This window comes from Aurantimonas sp. DM33-3 (assembly GCF_014334315.1).
GTDB lineage: Bacteria > Pseudomonadota > Alphaproteobacteria > Rhizobiales > Rhizobiaceae > Aurantimonas > Aurantimonas coralicida.
Genome location: NZ_JACSGS010000007.1, coordinates 51,160 through 66,837 on the forward strand (window position 1 = coordinate 51,160; position 15,678 = coordinate 66,837).

18 protein-coding genes are annotated in these 15,678 nt (G+C 69.1%); 11 read left to right on the forward strand and 7 right to left on the reverse strand.

The window, feature by feature from the left end; all coding sequences use genetic code 11:
* Positions 1–39: 39 nt before the first annotated feature.
* The 5 genes from H9Q09_RS11370 (at position 40) to H9Q09_RS11385 (ending at position 2,488) form a co-directional block, all read left to right on the forward strand.
* Entirely contained in the window at positions 40–615 is a 576-nt protein-coding gene (locus H9Q09_RS11370) for a HupE/UreJ family protein (protein WP_187391120.1), read from the forward strand.
* A gap of 81 nt (positions 616–696) precedes the next feature.
* On the forward strand, positions 697–819 hold the full coding sequence (locus tag H9Q09_RS22675; protein ID WP_266102048.1) for a hypothetical protein: 123 nt from the start codon (positions 697–699) through the stop codon (positions 817–819).
* Complete coding sequence (locus H9Q09_RS11375; RefSeq protein ID WP_024349750.1) at positions 816–1,121, forward strand: urease subunit beta; 306 nt, start codon at positions 816–818, stop codon at positions 1,119–1,121. Before H9Q09_RS22675 ends, H9Q09_RS11375 begins: the two co-directional genes overlap by 4 nt.
* 123 nt (positions 1,122–1,244) lie before the next feature.
* The gene (locus H9Q09_RS11380; protein ID WP_187391121.1) at positions 1,245–2,078 is read left to right on the forward strand and encodes a cyclase family protein; all 834 of its coding nucleotides are present in this window, start codon (positions 1,245–1,247) and stop codon (positions 2,076–2,078) included.
* Between the two features lie 11 nt (positions 2,079–2,089).
* Entirely contained in the window at positions 2,090–2,488 is a 399-nt protein-coding gene (locus H9Q09_RS11385) for a carboxymuconolactone decarboxylase family protein (RefSeq protein WP_187391122.1), read from the forward strand.
* Between the two features lie 27 nt (positions 2,489–2,515).
* Here the strand turns inward: H9Q09_RS11385 and H9Q09_RS11390 are convergent, their stop codons facing one another.
* Positions 2,516–3,058, reverse strand: a complete 543-nt coding sequence (locus H9Q09_RS11390) for a hypothetical protein (RefSeq protein ID WP_187391123.1) — start codon at positions 3,056–3,058, stop codon at positions 2,516–2,518.
* 116 nt (positions 3,059–3,174) lie between these two features.
* A complete protein-coding gene (locus H9Q09_RS11395; RefSeq protein WP_187391124.1) occupies positions 3,175–3,585 on the reverse strand; it encodes a hypothetical protein in 411 nt (136 codons plus the stop codon).
* Between the two features lie 188 nt (positions 3,586–3,773).
* Between H9Q09_RS11395 and ureC the strand changes: the two genes are divergently transcribed.
* Together ureC and H9Q09_RS11405 are read left to right on the forward strand one after the other, a co-directional pair.
* The gene (gene ureC / locus H9Q09_RS11400) at positions 3,774–5,486 is read left to right on the forward strand and encodes an urease subunit alpha (RefSeq protein ID WP_187391125.1); all 1,713 of its coding nucleotides are present in this window, start codon (positions 3,774–3,776) and stop codon (positions 5,484–5,486) included.
* Positions 5,487–5,555: 69 nt separating this feature from the next.
* The gene (locus H9Q09_RS11405; protein ID WP_246716113.1) at positions 5,556–5,963 is read left to right on the forward strand and encodes an MliC family protein; all 408 of its coding nucleotides are present in this window, start codon (positions 5,556–5,558) and stop codon (positions 5,961–5,963) included.
* Between the two features lie 13 nt (positions 5,964–5,976).
* On the opposite strand, the gene H9Q09_RS11410 is transcribed toward H9Q09_RS11405, so the two are convergent.
* Positions 5,977–6,609 (reverse strand): hypothetical protein, encoded by a 633-nt coding sequence (locus H9Q09_RS11410; protein ID WP_246716114.1) that lies wholly within the window; start codon positions 6,607–6,609, stop codon positions 5,977–5,979.
* 140 nt (positions 6,610–6,749) lie between these two features.
* On the opposite strand from H9Q09_RS11410, the gene H9Q09_RS11415 reads away from it, so the two are divergent.
* The 4 genes from H9Q09_RS11415 to H9Q09_RS11430 are packed head-to-tail and all read left to right on the forward strand — an operon-like array spanning position 6,750 to position 9,893.
* On the forward strand, positions 6,750–7,214 hold the full coding sequence (locus H9Q09_RS11415) for an urease accessory protein UreE (protein ID WP_024349758.1): 465 nt from the start codon (positions 6,750–6,752) through the stop codon (positions 7,212–7,214).
* Between the two features lie 56 nt (positions 7,215–7,270).
* A complete protein-coding gene (locus H9Q09_RS11420) occupies positions 7,271–7,930 on the forward strand; it encodes an urease accessory protein UreF (protein ID WP_187391270.1) in 660 nt (219 codons plus the stop codon).
* Positions 7,927–8,559 carry an urease accessory protein UreG gene (gene ureG / locus H9Q09_RS11425; protein WP_187391127.1) on the forward strand — a complete coding sequence of 211 codons (633 nt, stop codon included), beginning with the start codon at positions 7,927–7,929 and terminating at the stop codon, positions 8,557–8,559. Before H9Q09_RS11420 ends, ureG begins: the two co-directional genes overlap by 4 nt.
* Positions 8,556–9,893 carry an 8-oxoguanine deaminase gene (locus tag H9Q09_RS11430; protein WP_187391128.1) on the forward strand — a complete coding sequence of 446 codons (1,338 nt, stop codon included), beginning with the start codon at positions 8,556–8,558 and terminating at the stop codon, positions 9,891–9,893. The genes ureG and H9Q09_RS11430 overlap by 4 nt, the downstream gene beginning before the upstream one ends.
* Before the next feature lie 39 nt (positions 9,894–9,932).
* Here H9Q09_RS11430 and H9Q09_RS11435 read toward each other — a convergent pair whose 3' ends face one another.
* From H9Q09_RS11435 to puuE, 4 genes are all read right to left on the reverse strand, one after another.
* Positions 9,933–12,563, reverse strand: coding sequence for a glucose/quinate/shikimate family membrane-bound PQQ-dependent dehydrogenase (locus H9Q09_RS11435; protein ID WP_187391129.1), 2,631 nt, complete (start codon positions 12,561–12,563; stop codon positions 9,933–9,935).
* Positions 12,564–12,704: 141 nt separating this feature from the next.
* A complete protein-coding gene (locus tag H9Q09_RS11440; protein WP_187391130.1) occupies positions 12,705–13,211 on the reverse strand; it encodes an ureidoglycolate lyase in 507 nt (168 codons plus the stop codon).
* Positions 13,208–14,230, reverse strand: a complete 1,023-nt coding sequence (gene alc, locus H9Q09_RS11445; protein WP_187391131.1) for an allantoicase — start codon at positions 14,228–14,230, stop codon at positions 13,208–13,210. Before alc ends, H9Q09_RS11440 begins: the two co-directional genes overlap by 4 nt.
* Positions 14,227–15,672, reverse strand: coding sequence for an allantoinase PuuE (gene puuE, locus H9Q09_RS11450; RefSeq protein ID WP_187391132.1), 1,446 nt, complete (start codon positions 15,670–15,672; stop codon positions 14,227–14,229). The genes alc and puuE overlap by 4 nt, the downstream gene beginning before the upstream one ends.
* Between the last annotated feature and the right edge of the window lie 6 nt (positions 15,673–15,678).

The following is a 15,678-nucleotide window of genomic DNA, read 5'->3' on the forward strand; positions in this document are numbered from 1 at the left end:
ATATCGGGGCGCCCGTCGACCAATCTGAGGGACATCCGCATGCTCACACGCTTCGCCATTGCCGCCGCAACCCTGGCCGCCGCAACAGTGCCCGCCTTCGCCCATCTCGATCCGGTTGCGCATGGCTCGCTGGCCGCCGGCGCGTCGCATCCGCTGCTCGGCTGGGACCACGTCCTGGTGATGGTGGCCGTGGGCCTGTGGGCTGCCACGCTCGGCGGCCGTGCGCGCCTTGCCGTTCCTGTCGCCTTCGTCGCCGCCATGGGGGCTGGCTTCGTGCTGGCCCTGAACGGCCTGTCGCTGCCCTTCGTCGAGCCGGTGGTCATGGCGTCGGTCGTCGCCCTCGGCCTGCTGGTCGCCGCCGCGGTTCGCCTGCCGGTTCCGGCCGCGGCCGCAGCCGTCGGCGCCTTCGCCCTGTTCCATGGTTCGGCCCATGGCGCCGAGCTCGGTTCGGCCGGCGCGCTTTCCTTCGGCCTCGGTTTCGTGGTGGCCACGGCCGCGCTGCATGGCGTCGGCCTGGCGCTCGGCCATTCCCTGACCGTCGGCCGCCAGCCGCTGATCGTCCGGGCGCTCGGCGCGGCCTCGGCGCTTGCCGGCCTCTACATGATCGCGGCCTGAGCCACGTGACGCATCCGGGCTCTGGCCCGCAGACGACAGGGCTCGCCCGGAGACGGGCGGGCCTGAGTAAAGAGCAACGGCGTGCCTGAGTTCATCCGGGCGCCGCAGCCTGTCGGCGAATACGACCTGATGGCGATCGGCCCCGTGCTGCTGGTGGTTCTGGCGATCATCGCCATTCGCAAGCTCTGGAGGAATGGATCATGATCCCCGGCGAAATCCTCACCCCCGACGGCGATATCGTCCTCAATGACGGCGCCGAGCCGATCACGCTGATGGTCGGCAATACGGGCGACCGGCCGGTCCAGGTCGGCAGCCATTTCCATTTCGCCGAAACCAATCCCGCACTCACCTTCGATCGCGACGCCGCGCGCGGCATGCGGCTGGATCTGGCCGCCGGCACCGCCGTGCGCTTCGAGCCCGGCCAGACCCGCGAGGTCACGCTGGTGCCGCTGGGCGGCGCGCGCAAGGTCTATGGCTTCAACGGCAAGGTGATGGGCGCGCTCTGACCGGCGCGACGTCGGCGCCGCTGAGGCGCCACCCCTGATTCCCGGCCGTGAGGACGATGGCTGCAAGCCTGGCCAGATGGCACGGGCGCGGCTTGGTGCGAGCTGGAAAAGGGGGACGGGCGAATGTGCGACCATTGCGTGATCGACAGCGTGAAGAGCCGGATGCTGAGCAGGCGCGGACTTCTCGGCGGCGGGCTCGCCGCGGCCGCGGCGGGCATCGCCAGCTCGGCCTTTGCGCAGGACGCCGCCAGGCCGGCGGCCGCCTCCACGATGCCGGCCAATTCCATCGCCGACCTGACCCATGAGCTCTATCCGGAGTTCCCGACCTTCTTCGGCGACCAGCAATTCTTCATGGAGCAGAAATTCTCCTACGCCGAGCACAAGTTCAATCTGTTCGAGCTGCGGGTGAACGAGCACACCGGCACCCATGTCGACGCGCCGCTGCACTTCTCCGCCGACGGCCAGTCGGTTGCGGAGATCCCTGTCGACAAGCTGATGGCGCCGCTGGTCTTGGTCGATATCCGCGAGAAGGCGGAGAAGGATGCGGACGCGCAGGTCACGCCCGACGATCTGAAGGCCTGGATCGCGGCCCATGGCGACATGCCGGAGAATTGCTGCGTGGCGATGAATTCCGGCTGGGCCCGGCATCTGGACACCGACAAGTTCCGCAATGCCGACCAGGACGGCACGATGCATTTCCCCGGCTTCCATGTGGAGGCGGTGCAGATGTTGCTGGAGGGATCGACCGTCGGCATCGCCGTCGACACGCTGTCGCTCGACTTCGGCATGTCGCCGGACTTCGCCGTGCATTACGCCTGGCTGCCGGAAGGCCGCTGGGGGCTGGAGTGCATCGCCGGGCTCGACGACATGCCGGCGACGGGGGCGACGCTGATCGTCGGCGCGCCGAAGCATCGCGGCGGCTCGGGCGGTCCGGCCCGCGTCTTCGCACTCACCTGAGGGGACAGGCCATGGCAACGGCACCGCTGGTTTCGGATGCACAGGCCAGCCCCGAGGTGCGCGCCGTCTTCGACGACATCCGCGCGACCCGCGGCTCGGACTTCGTCAACAATTTCTGGCGCGTGCTGGCCGCCGATCCGGCGACGCTGAAGCGGACATGGGAGGAGGTGAAGGCGGTGATGGGCGCACCGGGCGCGCTCGACCCGCTGACCCGGGAGATGCTCTACATCGCCGTCTCGACCACCAATGGCTGCAGCTATTGCGTTCATTCCCACACGGCCGCGGCGCGGGCGAAGGGGATGACCGATGCGCAATATGGCGAGTTGCTGGCCGTCTTCGGCCTTGCCGCCAGGACCAACCAGTTGGCGCAGGCGCTGCAGGTGCCCGTGGACGACGCCTTCGAGGTCTGATCGCCGGCTCAGGAGACGAGGCGTGGTTCAGTCGCCATTGGCCTTGGGAATGGCGCTCGGGGCGTTGGACAGGCCGCGGCGAATGGAGCCCAGATCGACGGCGACGGTCGGCTTGGTGATCCGGTAGGCGCGGTCGGACCCGGCGCCGGGCGTGCCGATCGTGTCGCTGGTGCCGAAGCTGGTGACCGACGAGGTGCCGGCGCCGTCCTCGGAGCGTGCCAGCCCTTCGGCATTGAGGCTGTTGATCGTCGACGAACCCTCGCTCGCCAGACCCTCGGTGGTGTTCGCGCCGAGGCCGGTGCTGCCGGAACTCCCCCCCGGTGCGATCGGGTCCGTGAGGGTGGGCGATGCGCCCGTATCCGACAGGCTCGACCCCGATCCGAGGCCGCCCGTGCTGCCGATGCCGCTGGCGCCGGAGCCGGTGACGACACCGCTGCCCGACGATCCGCCGATGCCGGACGAGCCCCCGGCACCCGAAGAGCCGCCGACGCCGCCGGAGAGCTGGGCCAGTGCGGGAGCTGCGGTCAGCACCGCGGCAATTGCGATCAGGGGGGTGAGGGATCTGCGCATGGCCTCTGCCTTCCGGTTTCACGGCGCGGGTCGGTGGGTGTCAGCGGCCCGCTGCCTCTGATCACCAACTCCGCGTGCTTCCGACCGGTTCCCGAACGCCGACAGCGACGCGCCGCCTACCGCCGGATGATGGCGCGGTGGGAGCCGGCCGAACGGCCGCGGGTCACCTCGCTGCGGCCGACGGCACCGGGGCCCTGCCGCGCGAAGCTGCCGGCATTGATGCCGTTGAGGTCGGACCGGCCTTCGACCGCGCGTTCCGCCGTGCTCGGCTGGGCGGCGCGGCTGCGGGGCCCCTTCGGCTTCAGATAGCTGTCGTCGAAATTCTTGCCGTAGGCCCGCTCGGTGACCGTGTCGCCGAAGACGTCGGCGCCGCGAATGCGGGGACCGGCCGGTGCTGCGGGCGAACCGCCGATGCGCATGCCCGATGCCGACGAGCCCGGAACGTCGCCCATCGGCCCCGGATCGTAGGCCTGGGCGAGGGCGGCGCCGGGCAGAAGCAGCGCGGCGAGGAGGGCGAAGCGGATCATCTGGGCTCCTGGATCGGGGGCGCGCGGCCATGGTCGGCATGCGCGCCGCGGGGGCCGAATTGCCGCCAGTCTCGCGCCGAACGGCAAAACCGGGAAGACAAGCTTTCGCGACCGACATATGGTCGCTGATGGTGCGCCGCAACGAGAGCGGCCGTATCCTTAGAATTCGACCCGTCTGGAGATCGCCCATGCCCGCCCGGATCGCTCGCTCTTCCTATGCCGCCATGTTCGGCCCGACGACCGGCGACAAGGTGCGCCTGGCCGACACCGAACTGTTCATCGAGGTGGAGAAGGACTTCACCACCTATGGCGAGGAGGTGAAGTTCGGCGGCGGCAAGGTGATCCGCGACGGTATGGGCCAGTCCCAGCATTCGCGGGCCGAGGGCGCGGTCGACACGGTGATCACCAACGCGCTGGTCCTCGATCATACCGGCATCTACAAGGCCGATATCGGCCTGCGCGACGGCCGCATCTGCGCCATCGGCAAGGCCGGCAATCCCGACACCCAGGGCGGCGTCGACATCATCATCGGCCCGGGCACCGAAGCGATCGCCGCCGAGGGCAAGATCGTCACCGCCGGCGGCTTCGACAGCCACATCCACTTCATCTGCCCGCAGCAGATCGAGGAGGCGCTGTTTTCCGGCGTCACCACCATGATGGGCGGCGGCACCGGGCCGGCGCACGGCACGCTGGCCACCACCTGCACGCCCGGGCCCTGGCATCTGGCGCGCATGCTGCAGGCCACCGACGCCATGCCGATGAATATCGGCTTCTCGGGCAAGGGCAACGCCTCGCTGCCGGCCGCGCTGGAAGAGATGGTGCGGGGCGGCGCCTGCGCCCTGAAGCTGCACGAGGACTGGGGCACGACGCCCGCCGCCATCGATTGCTGCCTGTCGGTGGCCGACGATCACGACGTTCAGGTGATGATCCACACCGACACGCTGAACGAGAGCGGCTTCGTCGAGAACACCGTCGACGCCTTCAAGGGCCGCACCATCCACGCCTTCCATACCGAGGGCGCCGGCGGCGGCCACGCCCCGGACATCATCAAGGTCTGCGGCCTGCCCAACGTGATCCCGTCCTCGACCAATCCGACGCGGCCCTACACCACCAACACGCTGGAAGAGCATCTCGACATGCTGATGGTCTGCCACCATCTCGACGCGTCGATTCCCGAGGACATCGCCTTCGCGGAAAGCCGCATCCGCAAGGAGACCATCGCGGCGGAGGACATTCTTCACGATCTCGGCGCCTTCTCGATCATCGCCTCCGATTCCCAGGCCATGGGCCGGGTCGGTGAGGTCATCGTGCGGACCTGGCAGACCGCCGACAAGATGAAGCGGCAGCGCGGGCGGCTTCCCGGCGAGACCGGCGACAACGACAATCTGCGTGCCCGGCGCTATGTCGCGAAATACACGATCAATCCGGCCATCGCGCAGGGCATGTCGAAGGAGATCGGCTCGATCGAGGTCGGCAAGCGCGCCGACATCGTGCTGTGGGACCCGGCCTTCTTCGGCGTGAAGCCGATGATGGTGCTGATCGGCGGAACCATCGTGGCGGCCCCGATGGGCGACCCCAACGCCTCGATCCCGACGCCGCAGCCGGTGCATTACCGGCCGATGTTCGGCGCCTTCGGCAAGGCCGTCAGCAATTCCGCGATCTCCTTCGTCTCGGGCGCGGCGATGGCCGACGGGCTGCGCGAAAAGATCGGCTGCGAGAAGGCGTTCCTGGCGGTGGAGAACACCCGCGGCGGCATCTCCAAGGCCTCGATGCGCCTCAATGATGCGACACCCCATATCGAGGTCGATCCGGAAACCTACGAGGTGCGCGCTGACGGCGAATTGCTGACCTGCGAGCCCGCCTCGGTGCTGCCGATGGCGCAGCGCTACTTCCTGTTCTAGGCTTTCCCGAAGAATTGCAGCCGGCGACCGGAGGACGATCGGACCCGCCGCAGCCAAAGGGGAGGAGCCATGATGCACCGCAATGACGTTTCGATCGCCGCACGGGGCAGGGCGCTTGCGCTCGGCCTGGCGCTGGCCGCCATTGGCGCCGTCCCTACGCTCGCGCAGGACGGTGAGCCGCTGACCCTCGATCTGGAGGGACCGGCCGAGCGCACCACCGTCACCTATCTCTGCCGGGACGCGGAGGAGGCCGAACCGGTGGAAATGGCGGTCGAATACATCAATTTGCCGTCCAACTCGCTCGCCATCCTGCCGGTGGACGGCCGCCAGACATTGTTCGTCGATGTCATTTCCGGCTCGGGCGCGAAATACGCGGCCGGCGCGATGGTCTGGTGGACCAAGGGACGGCGCGGCGACCTCTACAGTGAGATGCGCAGCGACCCGAGCCAGACGACGGTCTGCGAAGTGCGCCGCTGATCGGGACGAGTGCTCAGCCGTCGGCCAGCGCAGCGGCACTGGCGTGCAGGGCCGGACGGTAGCCGGCTGCGATCGCCGCGCTGCTCGGCAGCGGCGTTGCCACTGTGACCAGCCCACCCGGCATCTCCCGCACGGCATCGTAGCCCGCCGGCGTCCAGCGCAGGAGGCGATTGTCCAGAACGAGCCAGGGCCGCTCCTCGACGATGACGAAGACGCCGTCGGGCAGCTCGCGTCCGACGCGCTCCGCCCTGCGCTGACGGCGCGTGCCCGTGACAACGCGCGTGCCATGCAGAAGATCGTCGATCTCGCGGCTCGACGGAGCGCCCTGCAGCCCGTTGCCCTCGGCAAAAGCGGACCGATAGGCGAGGGCGGCCGCGCGGCGACATTCCCAGCAGGGCCGGTGGCCGGCGGCAAGCGCCGTCGCCTCGTCGAGGAAGAACAGTTCGGTGTAGCGGCCCGGCGCCATGATCTCGCGCTTGCGGCTTTTGAACGCCAGCGTGCAGACGATCCACGCCTTGTGCTTCCAGCGACTGACGCCGAGGCGGCGCGCGCCGTCATGCAGGATGCCGCGATTGCCCATGAAATCGCCCCTGGCCGGGTCGGCGACGATCTCGCCCAGCGGGGTGACGCGGTTCTGCAGAGCCATGCTGCGTTCCCCTGCCCATCTGCCGACGCATTCCGCGCCATGGTTCTCCCGGCCGAAGGGCTGGTCCGGAGCCACGGGGCACCGTATCGTCGCGGCGCGCACAGTGAAACGGGCATGGCCCTTCAGAAAGAGACAGCGGGATGATCGTCGGCGATACCATCAAGCGGGCTGGAGAATGGACCACGGCGGCGGACACGATCACGCTGGACGAATCGGCGCGCCATCGCCGCCGCATGGCGATGGTCAGCGACGATGGCATCGCCTTCCTGCTCGATCTGCCGGAAGCCCTGCTGCTGGTCGAGGGCGACGCCATCCTCCTGGATGACGGCCGGCTGATCGCCGTGAAGGCCAAGCCCGAGGAGCTCTACGAGATCCGCGGCCGCGATGCCCGCCATCTGCTGGCGCTGGCCTGGCAGATCGGCAACCGGCATCTGGCGGCGCAATTGCTGGACGACCGCATCCTGATCCGCCGCGACGCCGTGGTGCGCACCATGCTGGAGGGGCTGGGCGCCGAGATCGCCGAGACCGAGGCAGCGTTCGATCCCGAAGGCGGCGCCTACGAACCGTCGGGCCATCACCATCCGGTCGAGACGGCCCCGCTTTGAGCCGGCTGACCGACGCAGGCCCGGTGTCGAAGGCGGCATCGGTCGCTTCTCCACATCTGGCCGAACTCCTGACCCTGTTCTCGCCGGCCTTCCCGATCGGCGCCTTCGCCTGGTCGCACGGGCTGGAAACGGCGGTGGCAGAGCGCGTCCTGACGGACGGGGCTTCGGTCGAGGCCTGGGTGCGGGTGCTGCTCGATCGCGGCAGCGCCTGGAACGACGCCGTGCTGCTGGTCGAAGCCTACGCCGCCCACCATGCCGGCGACGCGGCCCGCTTCGCGGCCGTCGCGGAGCTCGCCGAGGCGCTGGCCGGCAGTGCCGAACGCCGCGCCGAGACGCTGGCGCTGGGGGCCGCCTTCGCCGAAGCCTCGCAGCCCTGGGCGGCAACCGGCGATGCGGAGAGCACGGAAGGCGCCGATTCCATCGCCTATCCGGTCGCGGTCGGGCGCTTGGCCGCCAATGCGGGCTTCGGGCTGGACGAGACGCTGCTGGCCTTCGTGCACGGGTTCGCTGCGTCGCTGGTGTCGGCGGCGGTGCGGCTGGTGCCGCTGGCCCAGAGCGAGGCGGTGCGGATCCTGCGGCGGCTGGAGCCGGACATCCGTGTTCTGGCCGAGCGGGCGGGCCGTTCGACTCTGGACGATCTCGGCTCCGCGGCGCTAGGGTCGGACATTGCCGCACTGCGGCACGAAACCCTTCCCACGAGGCTCTTCCGCTCATGATGTCCAAGAACGGTCCCCTGCGCGTCGGCATCGGCGGTCCCGTCGGCTCGGGCAAGACGACCTTGGTCGAAAAGCTCTGCAAGGTGGCGCGCGACAGCTGGTCGATCGGCGTCGTCACCAACGACATCTACACCCGCGAGGACGCCGAGGCGCTGGTCCGGCTGCAGGCGCTGCCCTCCGACCGGATCATCGGCGTCGAGACCGGCGGCTGTCCCCATACGGCGATCCGCGAGGACGCCTCGATCAACATCGCCGCGATCCGCGATCTCAACGCACGCCATCCCGGCCTCGATCTGGTGCTGGTGGAATCGGGCGGCGACAATCTCGCGGCGACCTTCTCACCGGACCTCGTGGATCTGTCGATCTACGTCATCTCCGTCTGCCAGGGCGACGACATTCCGCGCAAGGGCGGACCGGCGATCACGCGCTCGGACCTCCTGGTGGTCAACAAGACCGATCTCGCCCCCCATGTCGGAGCCGATCTGGAGCGGATGCGCTGCGATGCCGCGAAGGGCCGCGGCGACGGCCCGACGATCTTTGCCGATCTGTCGCGCGCCAAGGGGATCGGCGACATCCTTGCCTTCCTGTCCGAACGCGGCGGGATGAGAGCGGTGGAGAGCGCCGCGTGACACGGCTCTGGCTGAAGACGCCGCTGGCGATCCTCGCGGAGGGGGCCGACGGCGGCATCGTCGTGGAAGACGGCCGCATCGTCGAACTGGTGCCGTCAGGTGGTGAGCCGCAGGTGGCGGCGGACGAGGTCTTCGACGCTTCCCGCCACGTTGTTCTGCCGGGTCTCGTCAACACCCACCACCATTTCTACCAGACGCTGACGCGGGCCCATCCGCAGGCGATCGACAAGGAGCTGTTTCCCTGGCTCCAGAGCCTCTACCCGATCTGGGCGCGGCTCGATCCGGACAGTTTCCGCCTGTCGGTGCGGCTGGCCCTGACCGAACTGCTGATGTCCGGCTGCACCACGGCGGCCGACCACCATTACCTGTTCCCGAAGGGGCTCGAGGACGCCATCGACATCGAGGCCAAGGAGGCGGCGGCGCTCGGCATCCGGGTGACGCTGACCCGCGGCTCGATGAATCTCAGCCAGAAGGATGGCGGCCTGCCGCCGGATTCGGTGGTCCAGGACGAGGACGAGATCCTGGCCGACAGCGAACGGCTGATCGGTCGCTTGCATGACCGGTCCGACGGCGCGATGACGCAGATCGCGCTGGCGCCGTGTTCGCCCTTCTCGGTGACGAAGAGCCTTATGATGGCGAGTGCGGAGCTTGCCGACAGGCACGATTGCCGGCTGCACACCCATCTTGGCGAGACCGAGGACGAGAACCGCTTCTGCGTAGAGAGCTTCGGCTGCCGTCCGGTCGACTATCTGGAGGATGTCGGCTGGCTCGGGCCGCGCACCTGGCTGGCCCACGGCATCCACTTCACCACCGACGAATGCCGCCGGCTCGGCGCCCACAAGGTCGGTGTCTGCCACTGCCCGGCGTCCAACGCCGTGCTCGCCTCCGGCTTCTGCCCGGTGAACGAACTGCGCGCGGCGGGCTCGCCCGTCGGCCTCGGCGTCGACGGCTCGGCATCGAACGATGCGTCGAACCTCATCGAGGCGGCGCGCCATGCGCTGATGGTGGGGCGGCTGAACTATCGCTCCGCTGAGGCGGTCACCGCGCGCGACGTGCTGGCCATGGGCACCGAAGGCTCGGCCGCCTGTCTCGGCCGGACCGATATCGGCCGCATCGCGGTCGGCATGCAGGCCGATCTCGCCCTGTTCACGCTGGACGAACTGCGCTTCTCGGGCGCGCACGATCCGATCGCCGCGCTCGTCCTGTGCGGCGCAACCCGTGCGGACCGGGTGATGGTCGGGGGCCAATGGCGGGTCGAGGACGGCATGCCCCTCGGCCTCGACATCGGCCGGCTGCGGGCCGCGCACGGCGCGGCGGCCCTGCGCTTCGCCTGAGCCCTCCGGGGCCGCCTGGCTGCCCCGGAAGCAGGTGTCCTATTCGGCGGCTACGGCCTCGTCGGGCAGCGCGTAGGCGATCACGCTGTCGCCGCGCTTGGTGCCGAGCGAGCCGTGCCCGCCCGCCGCGACCAGCACATACTGCCGCCCGTCTGAGCCCTCGTAGGACATCGGCGTCGACTGGCCGCCGGCCGGCAGCCGGGCGCGCCAGAGCTGCTTGCCCGTCGTCACGTCGAAGCCACGCACGTAATAGTCGAGCGTGCCGGAGATGAAGGCGACGCCGCCGGCGGTGATGACCGGCCCGCCGAGATCCGGCACGCCCATCTCGAAGGGCAGCGGGATCGGCGAGGAATCGCGCACCGTGCCGTTCTTGTGCATCCAGACGGTCTCGCCGGTGGCAAGGTCCGAGCCTGCCACATAGCCCCAGGGTGGCGACTGGCAGGGCAGGCCGAGCACCGAGGTGAAGGGCGACAGCTCGACCGCATAGGGTGCACCGAAATTCTCGTTCAGCGCCGGCAGGGCACCTTCCGGCTGCGACTTGTTGACGACGAGGTCGCTGTCATTGTCGCGCGGCACCAGCTTCGAGACGAAGGCCAGATAGGCGGGCGTCGAGAACATCACGTCGCGCACCGGGTCGATGGCGACGCCGCCCCAGTTGAACACCCCGAAATTGCCCGGATAGACCAGCGAGCCTTCCAGCGACGGCGGCGTGTAGCGGCCCTCGTAGCGATAGCCGTGGAAGGCGATGCGGCAGGCGAGCTGATCGAACAGGGTGGCGCCCCACATGTCGGTCTCGCGGATCGCCGGCGGATCGAAGGACAGCGCCGAGACCGGCTGGGTCGACGCGGTGAAGTCCGGTTCGACGGCACCGCCGGGGACCGGGCTCTCGACCACCGGCAGGGCCGGCTCGCCGGTGCGCCGGTCGAGGACGTAGACCTCGCCCTGCTTGGTCGGCTGGACCAGTACCGGCACGCTCTCGCCCCTGATGGTCAGGTCGAGCAGCGAGGGCTGCGACGGCACGTCGTAATCCCACAGGTCGTGATGGACGGTCTGGAACACCCAGCGCACTTCGCCGGTGGCGATGTCGAGGGCGACGACCGAGGAGGAGAAGCGCTCGACGGCGTCGGAGCGGTTCGCGCCCCACTGGTCCGGTGGCTGGTTGCCGAGCGGCACATAGACCATGCCGAGCGCCTCGTCGGCCGCGGAGATCGACCAGGAATTCGGCGAGTTCGGTGTGTAGGTCTGGCCTTCCGGCAGCGGCGCGATCTGGTCCGGATTGCCCGAATCCCAGGCCCAGACGAGATCGCCCGTCTCGATGTCGTAGCCGCGGATGACGCCCGAGGCCTCGTTGGTGGAGACGTTGTCGAGGACCGTGCCGCCGACGATGACGATGTCCTGCGTCACGACGACCGGCGAGGTCGAGTAATAGGACCCCGGATTGACGTTCGGCATCTTCCGCCAAAGGTCGATCTGGCCGTCGCCGCCACCAAAGCCGGTGCAGACGGCACCGGTGTCGAGGTTGAGGGCGATCAGTCGGCCGTCGGCGGTCGGCATGAACAGCTTGCCGTCGCAGGTGCTGCTGGTCCGCGCAGCGGTCGCCGCCGCCACCGGCTGGTTGCTGGTGGGCGTCTCGGCCGGCGTGGCCGGTGCGGTCGTGGCGTCACCCGCCGCTGCCGGCTGGCCGTCGGTCTGGGGCGCGGCGAGCTGGCCGCTCTGCGCAAGCGCCGTGGCGGTGCCGGTGGGCGTGTCGGAGGCCGGCGACGCTGCATCCGTGGCCGGCGCGGCGGCCGCGTCGGCACTGGCCTGATCGGCCGTGCCCGGCGCCTGATAGGCGAGGCCCCGGCAGGTCAGGTGCTGCAGGGCGAGCTCGCCCTGGATCTGCGGATCGTAGCGCCAGATCTCTTCGCCGGTCGTGGCATCGAGGGCGATGACGTTCTGATGCGGCGTGCACAGATACAGCCGCTCGCCGATCTTCAGCGGGGTGACCTCGAAGGTGGTCTCCACCGGGTCGCCCGGCTGGGTTTCGTCGCCCGTATGGTACTCCCAGGCCACCTGGAGCCGGTCGACATTGTCCGGGGTGATCTGGTCCAGCGGCGTGTAGCGCTGGCCGTAATTGGTGCGGCCGTACTGGTGCCACTCGCCGGCCGGCACGCCGAGATCGTTCGACGCGGTCTGGCGCTCCGGCAGCCGGCCCTCGACCGAGTGCAGATCGGTGAACCAGGAGATGCCGGCCACGACAAGGGCGATGACGAGGGCGCCGGAAAGCGCGAGACCCGATCCGCGCCGCGCCGACGGCGTGACGACGACGCCGTCCAATGCCTGGGCGACATTGCGGCGGCCGAGGCGCCGGGTGATCCACGGCAGGAGCAGGACGAGGCCGAGGATGAAAATGACGCCGCCGCGGGCCGCCAGCGGCCACCAGTCGAAGCCGACCTCCCAGATCGCCCAGACCAGCGTGCCGACGACGAGCGCGGCGTAGAGCGACAGCGCTTCAGGACGGCGGAACTGCAGGAGCAGCGCGGTCGCCAGCATCACGAGGCCGGCGATCAGATAGTACCAGGAACCGTCCGCGACGATCAGCCAGAGGCCGCCGCCGGTGAGGAACAGGCCGGCCAGGGCCAGGATCGCGATCGTGATGAGGGAGATGATCGAGCCGGGACCGGAGCGCATCGGACGTCCTTTCGCTGTGCAGCATGTCGGATCGACCTATCGCCCTCGGCCGGCATGTCCAGCCTTTGGCGCCTGCGGCAATGCAAAATGGACGGGCGGACGGTTGCCGGGTGCCTGACCGCTTCACGCTCGTGAGCCTCGTTACCGCTCCGCCAGCACCGAATAGGGGGCCGGGTAGACCTTCTCCTCGAGGTTCGGCTGCTCGCCGCCCCGATCAACGACGACGAAGTCGCTGGTCTGCGAGAGCGACACCAGAGGGTGGTGCCAGACATTGCGGGCGTAGTTTACGCCCTGGCCGGGGGTGGCGAGGAAGGCCTGGGGCTCGCCGGGCTGGCCGTCCCGATCCGGTGCCACGACGATGAGGAACGGGACAGACTGGAGCGGTACGAAGGCCTGACTGCCCAGCGGATGGCGCTCCATCATCCGGATCTCCACCGGGAAGGCGAAGGGCTGGCCGCGAAAGATGGAGATCAGCGGACGACCGCCCTCGGTCGCGACATCCACATGGGCGAGATCGTGAAAGCGGGTGGTAGTGCCGCCATTGATCGGGAAATGCGCCGCGCCATCGGTCTCGATGACGTCGCCGAAGGGAGCGAAGGCCTCCTTCGTGAGCGGGCGCGCGAACAGCGTCCGGTCGGTCCCGCTCATGATGCCTTGGTACCGTAGAGGCGCAGCCGCGACACGCCGCCATCGGGGAAGATGTCTAGGCGGACATGGGTCACCGGACCGAGGTCGGCCACCTTGTCGAAGGTCCGCTCTTCGTCGGCCGCCAGCCGGGTTTCGTCGAGGAGCAGCGGCCATGCGGCACTTTCCGCCTCGATGGAATCGGGCGCCGGATCGGCCTCGAGCCGCGCGGCACGCAGGCTGAAGCGGTCGGGGAAATTGCCCTTGAAGTGACGGGTGTCGATCAGGAGGTTGGAGATGGTGCCCGCGGTGCCGAGCTTGAGGACGCACCAGTCATTGCCGGGACGGCGTCGGCGGGCCGTCTCCCAGCCATCGGCCATCACCGGCGCGCGGCCCGGCGCCAGCATGTTGGCGGGCGCGCCGTAATGGGCGTCGTTCCATGCAATGGCAGTGCCGCCATTGGTGAGCGCGGCGAGGTCCACGACCTCGTCGGTGCCGACCTCGGACCAGTCCTTGGCGATGGTGCCGTAGACCCGTAGGCGCGCGACACCACCGTCGGGGTAGATATGCAGGCGCAGCCAGCGGAACGGACCGGCAGCGTCGCTGGCGACGATGTTGTGGCTGTCGCCCTTCAGATCCATGCGCGGCACGATGGTCTGCCAGTCGTCCTCGCCCGGCGCGTCCACCGTGTCGGCCGCTTCGAGCGCGGCTTCCGGCGGAAAGTTGCCGGTGAAGAAGGCGGTGTCGATGTCGACGGCGGCGATGGTGCCGCGCTGGCCGAGGCGGATGATCGCATGGTCGTGGCCGGGCGTGCGCTTGCGGCGCGATTCCCAGCCATCCATCCACTTGCCGTGGTCGTCGAAGCGGTCCGGAAAGAAGACCGGAGCCTCGGGGGCGATCATCCGGCTCTTGTCGGCGAAGAAGTCGTCGGTCGCGAAGGTGACCTCGGTGCCGAGCCGCGGATGGGCGAGATCCACATAGCGCTTCAGGAGGTCGTCGGCCTCCGGTGCGGGGTCGGCGGTGATGAAGCGTTCGGAGCTCATGCTGCGTCCTCGAAGATCTGGGCGATGCGCAGGCGGGCGATGCGCTCGACCTGCCGGCATGCGGTGGCGAATTCGGTGGCCTGGTCGTTGTCGACCCGCGCCTCGAAGGCGGCAAGGATGTCGTCCTTCGTCAGGCCCTTCACGGCGATGATGAAGGGAAAGCCGAAGCGCGCGACATAGCGCGTGTTGAGATCGGTGAAGCGGGCAAGCTCCGCCTCGCTCAGCCGGTCGAGGCCGGCGCCGGCCTGTTCGGATTTCGACTGCTCGGTCAGGTCGCCAGCCAGCGCCAGCTTGCCGGCGAGATCGGGATGCGCCTTGAGGATGCCCAGCCGATCGTCCTTCGAGGCGAGGCGGAAGGTCTGGGTCATCGCGGCGGCAAGGCCTTCCGCCGTGTCGTTGGCGGCGCCGAGACCGCGCGCCAGGGTGCGCTCGGCGATGAAGGGCGAATGCTCGAAGACCGAGCCGAACACGTCCACGAAGGCCGTTTTCGACAATCGGCTCGGCCGCCAAAGCGCGGCATGGGGAAAGCGCTCGTGCCAGTGGCGGGCAATGTCGATCCGCCGTGCGACCCAGACGTCGGGCTTCGACTGGACATAGTCGAGGAAGCGGGCCAGCGCCGCGGCGCGGCCGGGACGCCCGACCAGCCGGCAGTGCAGGCCGATATTCAGCATCTTCGCCTGACCGGCCTCGCCCTCCGCATAGAGGACGTCGAAGGCGTCCTTCAGATAGGCAAAGAACTGGTCGCCGGAATTGAACCCCTGCGGGGTGGCGAAGCGCATGTCGTTGGTGTCGAGGGTGTAGGGCACGACCAGAAGCGGCCCGGACTCCGTCTCCTGCCAGTAGGGCAGGTCGTCGGCGTAGGCGTCGGAGGCGTAGAGGAAGCCGCCCTCTTCGGCGGCCAACTCCAGTGTGTGCTGCGAGGAGCGGCCGGTGTACCAGCCGAGCGGGCGTTCGCCGGTGATCGCCGCATGCAGCGCGATGGCGTCCTGCATGTCCCGGCGCTCGTCCTCGCGACTGTAATCCTTGTATTCCACCCATTTCAGGCCGTGCGAGGCGATCTCCCAATCGGCCTCCTGCATCGCCGCGACGACATCCGGGTTGCGCGCGAGCGCGGTGGCCACGCCATAGACGGTGACCGGCATGGCGCGTTCGGTGAACATGCGCCAGAGCCGCCAGAAGCCGGCGCGCGAACCGTATTCGTAGATCGATTCCATGTTCATGTGGCGCATGCTCGGCCAGGGCTGGGCGCCGACGATCTCCGACAGGAACGCCTCCGAGGCCGCGTCGCCGTGGAGGACGGAGTTTTCGCCGCCCTCCTCGTAATTGACGATGAACTGGACGCAGATCCTGGCGTCGCCACTGCCGCCCGGATTGGGCCATGCCGGGGCGGGGGGCGTGCGGCCGTAGCCGAGAAGGTCGCGCGGGTAGCGGGGTGATGTCATGCAGGC